Below are 9354 nucleotides of genomic sequence, written 5' to 3' on the forward strand. Positions count from 1 at the left end.
TACGATCAAAACGTTAAATTTAGACAGTGAACATTTCATTGACGTGACGTAAAGCGAGTGTCATTCTCCCGGCATCACATCGGTTCGCACCGTGGCCCGTCCCCCACCGCGCACGCGCTGCCGAGCCCTTCCCCTCTCTCCGGGCCTCCCTCCGAGGGGACGCCCTTCCCAGCCAGGGAGAACAGCAATGACGCTCAACAACGGGACCCCCGTGTCCCTCGGCCCAGCCGCGAGGGCCGCCCGGACGCCGGGCTACGCGGGAACACTGGCTGCCGCCTGCGGCGCGGTCTTCGTCGCCCAGGTCGCGAACGCTCTGCCGGCCTCGCTGAACGGCCTCTTCCAACAAGACCTGAACACCCACGGCTCGCAGCTCACCTGGATCACCGCGGCGTTCATGATCGCCGTGGTCTGCTTCGAGTTCACCTTCGGCGTGCTCGGCGACCTCTTCGGCCGCCGCAAGCTGGTCGTCGCCGGCACCGCCCTGGTCGCCGCGGGCAGCGCGGTGGCCGCGATGGCGCCCACAGTGCAGGTGCTGTGGGTCGGCGCCGCGCTGAACGGCCTTGGCGCCGGCGCCATGTTCCCCGGCTCCCTCACCGCCGCCACCGCGGTCACCCGCTCCACTCGGGAGCGGGCCCAGGCGGTCGCGCTGTGGAGCGGCTTCCTGTCCGCCGGTGCGGCCCTGTCACCGCTGCTGGGCGGCGTGTTCGCCAAGGTCGGGTCGTGGCGCGGATCGTTCTGGGTGCTGGTGGGTCTCGCCCTGGTCAGCATGGCGCTCACGATGACGCTGGCCACGGAGTCGAAGGCCCCCGAGGGCCGCAAACTGGATGTCTCCGGCCAGATCACCTTCGCTCTCGGCCTGATCCTGGTGCTCTTCGGCCTGGTGGAAGGACCCGAGTCCGGCTGGACCACGCTGCCCGTGATGCTCTCCCTGGCGATCGGTGTCTGTTTCCTCGCCGGCTTCGTGGTGGTGGAGCTGGGCGCCGCGTCCCCGATCTTCGACCTGAAGCTCTTCCGCAACCGGGCCTTCACGGTGTCGTCCGTGGTCGCCGTGATCGGCATGCTGGCCTTCCTCGGCGCCTGCTTCTCCACGAGCATGTGGCTGGGCCCCGTGCAGCACCAGGACCCGATCCGGGTGGCGATTCCGTTCCTGCTCCTGCAGGGACCCGCTTTCGTCCTGGTCCCGGTCGTCTCCCGGCTCCTGCACCGGGTGCCCGCCTCCTGGCTGCTGACCTCCGGCTTCGTCCTGATGTCCGTCGGCTGCCTGCTCGCCACGGGCCTCGACGTCGACGACCCGGGTCTCGGCGCGTTCGTGCTCCCCGCCCTGCTGATCGGCATCGGCTTCGCGCTGACCGTCAGCTCGGTGACCGCCGTGGCGCTCGACAGCGTGCCGCCGCAACTCGCGGGCATGGCCAGCGCCACCACCAACATGCTGCGCGACCTCGGCTTCGCCCTCGGCCCCGTGATCGTCGGCGCGGTCGCCCTCAGCGGGGCCGGCGCCGCCTTCGCGAGCAGCCTGGCCGACGCGGACCTCCCCGCCGACCACCTCGCCGCGGCCCGCCAGATCGCCGAAACCGGCGGACCGATCGCCGTCAACAGCCTCCCGCCAGGCGCCCCGGGCTCCGCGGCCCACGGCCTGGCCCTGGAGGCCCTCGGCAGCGGTTTCAGCACCGCCTTCCTCGTCTGCGGTGTGGCTGCCGCCCTCGCCGCGGTTCTGAGCGCGGTGGGCATGATCGGCCTCCACCGCGACCGCCCCTCGCCGAACGAAGCCGAAACGCCCGCCTTGGTGGCCCCAGCCGTGTAGGCGTACCGGTCACGATCCTTGGCGGCACCCTCAAGAGCTTGATCACGACGAAGACCTCCGGTGTGTGCGGTGAACCGCACACACCGGAGGTCTTCGTTTCTCACCGTGACGCCCGGATGCCGTTCACCGAATACAGCTTCTGACCGACGCGTCGGCCCGGCAAGCAACCGTGAGCTGGAGCCGATGAAGGAGCCCTCGGAGGTCCACCCATCACAGTCGTCCTGCCGGCGGCGTGATGCCCGCCTGCTGCACGGCTCCCCCCTCGGCTGCGGGTCAGGACTGGGTGGCCAGGTCCCTTTCCAGGGCCCGGGCCGCCGCCTCGAGCGTGGCGACCGTCGGCCGCAGCCGGTGCGGGTCGTACCGGGCTCCGGGGAGAGACACGGACAGGCCCGCCACCGCCGTGCCATCCTGATCGCGGACGAGGACGCCCACGGCGACCAGCCCCCGCTCCGAGCGCTCCTGATTGACCGCGAACCCCGTACGCCGCAGCCTCGCCAGCTCCGCCCGAAGCTGCGGAAGTCCCGGAAGGCCGCCGGGCCGGTCACCGGCCTGTACACGGCTGTGGAACTCCTCGAGTTCCTCGTCCGGCAGTTCGGCGAGCAGCAGCAGCAGCCCCGCAGTCGTCCGATGCGCGGGGAACACCATGCCCTCGCGGGAGCCGACCCGCAGGGTCTGCCGGCATTCGACGCTGGCGATGACCCGGGTGGTGTCACCGGTGCGCACAATCAGGTTGGTGGTCTCGTCGAGGCGGTCGGCGACGTGCTGCAGGTGCGGCAGGGCGGCGGCCCTCAGACGCGAGGCCAGGGACCGGGAGTGAGCGGCGAGCTCCAGCACCGGCCCCGCCCGGTAGACCCGGCTGTCGTCCCGCACGGCGAAGTCCCGGTAGACGAGCATGGACAGGATCCGGTGGGCGGTGGACCTGGCGACCCCCAGCCGGTCGGCGATCTGCGCCACCGTCGCGGTGCCCTCCATCTGGAGGATGGCCGCCGCCCGCAGCGCGTGGTCCACGCTGGCGATCGGGTAGGGCGGTGGTGTCTTCAGGGGCTTGTCCATGACCTGGCCTGTCTGCCTGTCCGGGTCCGGAAGAAGGAGACCCTGCGCCAACACTGCAGGGCGCCACCGGCGCTGCGCAGGGAAATTCTGCTCTCCAGAATATCCGTGTTCTCCACTGTGAGCGGGTGCACGCTGAGCCGCATGACGACCACCTCCTCCGTCCCCCAGGACGTTTCCACGGATTCCCCGGTCCGGCTCCAGGCCGTCGACGGCGAGGGGCAGCCCGAGGTCACTCCCGCTCTCGAGCAGCTCTACCGGGGCTTCGAGCAGGAGCTGCTGGTCCCGCTGTGGACCGAGATCGGCGACCTGATGCCGACCCACCCGCGCTCACGCGCCGTCCCTCACGTCTGGCGCTGGGAGCGGCTGCGGGAGCTGGCCTCGCAGGCCGGCGACCTGGTGCCGGTCGGCCGCGGCGGCGAGCGCCGCGCGATCGCGCTGGCCAACCCGTCCCTCGGCGGCCGACCGTTCGCCACGCCGACCCTGTGGGCTGCCATCCAGTACTTGATGCCAGGCGAGGACGCTCCCGAGCACCGTCACACCCAGCACGCCTTCCGCTTCGTCGTCGAGGGCTCCGGAGTGTGGACGGTCGTCGGCGGCGACGCCGTGCCGATGAACCGCGGCGACTTCCTCCCACAGGCCGGCTGGAACTGGCACGCCCACCACAACGCCACCTCGGAGCCGATGGCCTGGATCGACGGTCTGGACATCCCGTTCCAGTACGTCACCGAGGCCCAGTTCTTCGAGTTCGGCCGCGACGAGATCAGCGACGCCGAACGGATCACCCCGGACCGGTCCCGGTCCGAGCGCCTGTGGGGCCACCCGGGTCTGCGTCCGCTGTCGGCCGCCCCCGCCACCCCGGGCAGCCCACTGCTGTCCTACAAGTGGGAGTACACCAACGCCGCCCTGCGCGACCAACTCCTGCTGGAGAAGCAAGGCTTCGGCGGCACGGTGGAACCCGGCCACGCCGCGGTCCGCTACTCCGACCCGCACGACGGCTCCGACGTACTGCCGACCATCCGCGCCGAGTTCCACCGCGTGGCCCGCGGCGCCGAGACCACGCCGGTCCGGGAGACCGGCTCGTCGGTCTACCAGGTCTTCGACGGCTCCGGCGTCGTGACCGTCGGCGGGAAGACCTGGACGGTCGGCCGCGGCGACCTGTTCGTCGTCCCGTCGTGGGAGCCGTTCTCGGTGAAGTCGGAGGCCGGCACGACCGACTCCGACGAGGGCGCCCTCGACCTCTTCCGCTTCTCCGACTCCCCCGTCTTCGAAGCCCTCCGGCTCAACCGCACCCAGAAGGACGCCTGAACATGAAGCTCGCCACCATCCGCACCGCCGCCGGCAACCGCGCGGTCCGCCTCGACGGCGACGTCCTCGTCGACCTCGGACACACCGACCTGGGCGAGCTGTTCGCCGAGACCGACTGGCGGGAGAAGACCGCCGCAGCCTCCGGCACGACCTACCCGGTGGACGGCGCCGACTTCGCGCCGGTCGTCCCCAACCCCTCCAAGGTCGTCTGCGTCGGCCACAACTACACCAACCACATCAAGGAGATGGGCCGGGACCTTCCCAACTACCCGACCCTCTTCCCGAAGTTCGCCGAGACCCTGCTGGGCGCGAACGACGACATCGTCAAGCCGGCGGAGACCGACGCCTTCGACTGGGAGGTCGAACTCGCCGTCGTCATCGGCAAGCCGGTGCGCCGCGCCGACGAGCAACAGGCCGCCGAGGCCATCGCCGGCTTCACCGTCATGAACGACATCTCGGTGCGCGACTGGCAGTTCCGCACCATCGAGTGGACCCAGGGCAAGATCTGGGAGGCCACCACCCCGGTCGGCCCCTACGTCGTCACCCCCGACGAGGTCGGCGGCGTCCGCCCGGCACTCAAGGTGAAAACGGTCGTCGACGGCCAGGTGATGCAGCAGGACGACACCGGCACGCTGCTGTTCGACCCGGTCTTCCTGGTGCAGTACATCTCCACCGTCATCACCCTGAAGCCCGGCGACATCATCGCCACCGGCACCCCCGCCGGTGTGGGCAACGCCCGCGACCCCAAGGTGTTCCTGCTCCCGGGCAACTCCGTGACCACCGAGATCTCCGGCCTGGGCGCCTGCGTCAACAAGGTGGTCGAGGGATGACCGACGCCCCCCGTACCCTCGCCGACGCCCGTGAGTGGGCGCGCGTCGGCACCGAGCTGGTGCTGGGCGCCGTCGCGGACATCGGCGACGGCGAGTTCGACGCGGACAGCATGCTGCCGGGCTGGACCCGCAAGCACCTGGCCGCGCACGTCGCCGCCAACGCGGACGCGCTGTGCAACCTCGTGCACTGGGCCGCCACCGGCGAGGAGACGCCCATGTACGCCTCCGCCGAGGAACGCGCCGCCGGCATCGCCAAGGGCCCGGCGATGTCCGCGCAGGAGCTGCGCGCCTGGCTGTGCGCCTCCGCGGTGAAGCTCGCCCGGGGCCTGGACGGGCTCACCGCGGAACAGTGGCGGAACAAGGTCGTCACCGCCCAGGGCCGCACCGTCCCGGCCACCGAGCTGCCCTGGATGCGCTCCCGCGAAGTCTGCGTCCACGCGGCCGACTTCGGCACCGGTGTCTCCTTCTCCGACCTGCCGGCGGGCTTCCTGACCGCCCTGGTCGACGAGATCGCCGCCAAGCGCGGGCTGACCGAGCTGCCCGACGGACCGCTGCCCGAGGTCGCCGCCTGGCTGGCGGGCCGCCCCCACGCCCTTGCCGACGCTCCCGAGCTCGGCCCGTGGCTCTGAGGAGTTGAAAGATCATGTCCAACCCTGACGTCATCGTCGTCGGCGGCGGCATCGGCGGCCTGGGCGCGGCCTTCTCGCTGACCCGCCAGGGCCTGAGCGTGCGCCTGCTGGAGAGCGCCCCCGCCTTCGGCGAGGTCGGCGCCGGCATCCAGCTCGCCCCCAACTGCACCCGCATCCTCGACGACTACGGCCTGCTCGACGAGGCCAAGGGCCTCGGCGTCGTGCCGGACTCGATGGTGATGCGCGACGCGATCGACGGCGAGGAACTGACCCGGCTCGACCTGCGCGACCTCGAGCAGCGCTACGGCTACCCGTACATGGTGATCCACCGCAGCGACCTGCACGGGCTGTTGCTGCGCGCCTGCGAGCGGGCCGACGTGGAACTGGTCAACGACGCGCGGGTCACCTCGTACGCGAACACCGAGAGCGGCGCCCGCGTCACCCTGGTCTCCGGCGAGGTCCACGAGGCGGGCATGGTCATCGCGGCCGACGGCCTGCACTCCGTGGCGCGCAAGCTGCTGGTCGACGACGAGCCGGTGTCCTCCGCATACGTCGCCTACCGAGGCACCGTCCCGGCGGAGGAGTCTCGGGTGCAGGACGTCGACCTCAGCGAGGTCGCCCTGTACGTGGGCCCGCAGTGCCACTTCGTCCACTACGGCCTGCGCGGCGGCAAGCTGCTCAACCAGGTCGCTGTCTTCGAGTCCCCCAAGGCCCTCGCCGGCCGGGAGGACTGGGGGACCCCGGACGAGTTGGACGCGGCCTTCGCCGGGACCTGCGACTTCGTCCAGGAGGGCCTGCCCTTCATGTGGCGCGACAAGTGGTGGCGGATGTTCGACCGCGACCCGGTCATGACGTGGGTCGACGGCCGGATCGCGCTGCTCGGCGACTCGGCGCACCCGCCGCTGCAGTACATCGCCCAGGGCGCGATCATGGCGATCGAGGACGGCTGGGTGCTCGGCGAGCACGTCGGCCGCAACCGCGCCGAGGACGGCACGGTCGACTGGGACACCGCCCTCGCCGCCTACGAGGCGGTCCGCCCGGAGCACTGCCGCCGGGTCCTGACCACCTCGCGGGCCTGGGGTGAGTTGTGGCACGTGGACGGCGTGGAGCGCGAGCAGCGCAACGCGCTGCTGCGCGCCCGGGACACGTACGACTACTCGTTCACCGACTGGCTGTACGGTCCGACGGCGCTGACGCCTGACCAGGAGCCTGAGATGTTCACGCCGATCCCGCTGGCCTCGGTCGCCCTCGAGGGCCCGGCAACGGGTCAGGCAGCGGCCACGGCCGCGGCCTGACCCGCGCGGCGGCGCCGCAAGGTAGCCCGCACGCCTGTCCGGGTGCGAGCCACCGCCGCTTTCGGTAGGGGCGCCTCGGACCCGTAGTGCTTCAGAACTCCTTCACCGTGTCTGACCTGGAAGTATGAGTGCATCCAACATGATCGGGCCGGGACGGTGAAGTCCTGGTGGACGAGCACGGCCAGAATCCGGTTTGCGGCGGCCGGGCGTCACCCACAGCTGTTCGGCGATCGATCTGCGCTACCGCCGCGATCCCTTCGATCTGAAAGACGGCAGCCCCCGCAGCACATGGTCGACGCCGACGACGGGGTTCAACGATGGTGCGGTGCCTTGAAGAGTTGGAGGCAACACCGTTCCCTCAGGCGTCGGGCTAGGGCTTGTCCGGGGTTGTGATCACTGGGCCGTCCGGAGGCTGCGGATCCAGAGGAGCGCGGCGCGGAGTTCGAGGGCGGCTTGGTAGTTGGCGGGGTTCTTGCCGTAGCGGGTAGCAAGACCCGCCATGCCTTGATCTTGTTGATGCCGCGCTTGACGGTGTTGCGCTCGCGGTAGAAGTCGGGGTCGCAGGTGACGGGACGCCGCCACGCGAGCCCTTCTTCCGGTGGTTCGCCGCCTGGTCCCTCGGCTCGGAGATCACCGCTTTGATTCCGCGTCTGCGCAGGTAGGCGCGGTTGCGGCGGGAGGAGTATGACGCTTGTCCGCGTGGGATGTCTTGTCGTCGGCAGGCCCCGGGCTGGGTCCGGGACCTGCCGACCGGACCACGCACCTTGATTTTCTCCAGGACGGGGACGAACTGAGGGCTGTCGCCGGACCGACCTGCGGTGATGATCAGCGCTAAGGGGCGGCAGGCGGTGTCGACCGTGAGATGGATCTTCGTGGTGAGACCGCCGCGGGAGCGGCCAAGGCTCGCTGCCGCCAGGCGGGCCCTGCGCCGCAGCGTCAGCCGTCGGCGTAGCTCGACGACGGGATCACGGTGTCCGTCTTGTTCCTTGCGGGAGCCCTTTTTGCAGGGGTGGCACGACGCAGACGTCCGTGACGGAAGCTGCGGGGCTGTATCATTTGCTGCGAAGTCCGGCGCGTACAAGCATTCGAAACAGCGCCCGGCCCCCAGGTCATCGACCTGGGGGCCGGGCGCTGTTGTTGTTTCCGGGCTCTGTATCGAGCGAAGAGGAACTGCACTGTGAGCGACAACCCCTTTCACACCCACCTGCCGCGGAACCCGAAGGAATTCCTGGCGTTCATGCTGGTCATCGCGGTGATCTCGGTGAACACCATCCCGGTGGTGATCGGCGGCCTGACCGCCGGCTTCACCCTGGCCATGTGGACCGATCTGCTTCGGGTGATGCCGGTGCTGCTGGTCGCGGTGGTGGCAGTCGTGCTGCTGACCATGAAGCCTGCCCAGCTGCTCACCGGACGGCTCGTACGCCCGGGCGACAGCTTCCGCGCACACATGATCGTCAACGCCCTGTGCAGTGTGCTGCTGATCTCCATCGTGATGACGGTGGTGGGCACGTGGATCGGCACGCGGCAGGTCTCCACCGAGCCCCTGGAGCAGTTCGCACACCTGTGGCCGCGGAACTTCACCATCGCGTTCCTCATCGAGGCCCTTCTCGCCCAGCCGGTGGCCCGAGAGGTCATGCGCCGCCACCACCGGCGCGTGGACGCCCGCACCGCCCTCGCGGCGGCCTGACGCCCCACGAAGTGGGGCGGGCGGACAGGAGACCCGGCGCAACGGAAGGGTTGCGGGCCGCCGGTCGTACCCGCGCGGACAATGGCGCAGGTCCTGCCCTGAGAGAAGAGTCCGTTGATCACGTAACTGGTGCCGCTGGTGGCCGACTGCACGGGGCGGGCCGGAGCCCTTCAGGGCTCCGGCCTGCCCGGCTCCTGCCGGACTCCGGTCAGCCGGGACCGCATGTCGTCGTCCGGCATGAGCACCGACAGCACGTTGTCCTGCAGTGCGGCCCGTAGGACCTGCGGTTATGCACGGTTCCGGCCTTCGAAGTCAGCACGGAACCAGCACGGGGTCTGCGGCGTGCTGACTCGGTGCCGGCCCACCCGCGTCGCCGCGCGCTCAGCCACCTCCTGACGCCCCGGACGATGCTACTCTCTGTCACCGACAACCTGAGGCGCCAGGGACAGCCAACCGCCCGCTGAGGGGCAACGTCGTGCGAATGGCTGAGGCAGGAAACGTGTCCTCAGCCACGGTGACTTCAGACTCCGGGGCCAGACGGACGAACCGATGGTCGCGCCCGCCTCGCTGAGGCAACGTGCGCGCCCATGCGCACTTGCGTGCGCCCATACCTGCGCTCATACGGTGCCGAACCATGTCAGCGTCTGTGGAAGAGGTACTCGACCGGCTCAGCACAAAGAACCCCGTCCGCATCAATTCGACCGCCGCTCTGGTCGCGGATACGAACAAGGCGGCCGCGGCCATCGATCGACAA

Annotated in this window: 7 protein-coding genes and 1 pseudogene; 6 read left to right on the forward strand and 2 right to left on the reverse strand. The window is 70.2% G+C overall.

What is annotated here, in order from left to right:
• Positions 1 to 187 precede the first annotated feature (187 nt).
• Positions 188 to 1801 (forward strand): MFS transporter, encoded by a 1614-nt coding sequence (locus ABT026_RS30945; RefSeq protein ID WP_351118518.1) that lies wholly within the window; start codon positions 188 to 190, stop codon positions 1799 to 1801.
• A 273-nt stretch (positions 1802 to 2074) separates the two neighbouring features.
• Here ABT026_RS30945 and ABT026_RS30950 read toward each other — a convergent pair whose 3' ends face one another.
• On the reverse strand, positions 2075 to 2854 hold the full coding sequence (locus ABT026_RS30950) for an IclR family transcriptional regulator (RefSeq protein ID WP_351118519.1): 780 nt from the start codon (positions 2852 to 2854) through the stop codon (positions 2075 to 2077).
• 141 nt (positions 2855 to 2995) lie between these two features.
• On the opposite strand from ABT026_RS30950, the gene ABT026_RS30955 reads away from it, so the two are divergent.
• From ABT026_RS30955 to ABT026_RS30970, 4 genes are read left to right on the forward strand one after another with little or no spacing between them, the layout of a single operon-like run.
• A complete protein-coding gene (locus ABT026_RS30955; RefSeq protein ID WP_351118520.1) occupies positions 2996 to 4159 on the forward strand; it encodes a cupin domain-containing protein in 1164 nt (387 codons plus the stop codon).
• A gap of 2 nt (positions 4160 to 4161) precedes the next feature.
• A complete protein-coding gene (locus ABT026_RS30960; protein ID WP_351118521.1) occupies positions 4162 to 4989 on the forward strand; it encodes a fumarylacetoacetate hydrolase family protein in 828 nt (275 codons plus the stop codon).
• On the forward strand, positions 4986 to 5618 hold the full coding sequence (locus ABT026_RS30965) for a maleylpyruvate isomerase family mycothiol-dependent enzyme (protein ID WP_351118522.1): 633 nt from the start codon (positions 4986 to 4988) through the stop codon (positions 5616 to 5618). Before ABT026_RS30960 ends, ABT026_RS30965 begins: the two co-directional genes overlap by 4 nt.
• 14 nt (positions 5619 to 5632) lie before the next feature.
• Entirely contained in the window at positions 5633 to 6913 is a 1281-nt protein-coding gene (locus tag ABT026_RS30970; RefSeq protein WP_351118523.1) for an FAD-dependent monooxygenase, read from the forward strand.
• A gap of 393 nt (positions 6914 to 7306) precedes the next feature.
• Here the strand turns inward: ABT026_RS30970 and ABT026_RS32220 are convergent.
• A pseudogene (locus tag ABT026_RS32220) lies at positions 7307 to 7916 on the reverse strand (transposase); the annotation flags it as partial.
• Positions 7917 to 8090: 174 nt separating this feature from the next.
• Between ABT026_RS32220 and ABT026_RS30980 the strand changes: the two are divergent.
• Positions 8091 to 8600, forward strand: a complete 510-nt coding sequence (locus ABT026_RS30980; protein ID WP_351118524.1) for a DUF2798 domain-containing protein — start codon at positions 8091 to 8093, stop codon at positions 8598 to 8600.
• Positions 8601 to 9354: the final 754 nt, after the last annotated feature.

Origin of the sequence: Streptomyces sp. NPDC002734 (genome assembly GCF_040295685.1) — a bacterium.
Taxonomy (GTDB): domain Bacteria; phylum Actinomycetota; class Actinomycetes; order Streptomycetales; family Streptomycetaceae; genus Streptomyces.

Coding starts and splice junctions, on each gene's coding strand:
- ABT026_RS30970 (WP_351118523.1), top strand. CDS start 5,633: ATGTCCAACCCTGACGTCATCGTCGTCGGCGGCGGCATCGGCGGCCTG.
- ABT026_RS30965 (WP_351118522.1), top strand. CDS start 4,986: ATGACCGACGCCCCCCGTACCCTCGCCGACGCCCGTGAGTGGGCGCGC.
- ABT026_RS30960 (WP_351118521.1), top strand. CDS start 4,162: ATGAAGCTCGCCACCATCCGCACCGCCGCCGGCAACCGCGCGGTCCGC.
- ABT026_RS30945 (WP_351118518.1), top strand. CDS start 188: ATGACGCTCAACAACGGGACCCCCGTGTCCCTCGGCCCAGCCGCGAGG.
- ABT026_RS30955 (WP_351118520.1), top strand. CDS start 2,996: ATGACGACCACCTCCTCCGTCCCCCAGGACGTTTCCACGGATTCCCCG.
- ABT026_RS30950 (WP_351118519.1), bottom strand. CDS start 2,854: ATGGACAAGCCCCTGAAGACACCACCGCCCTACCCGATCGCCAGCGTG.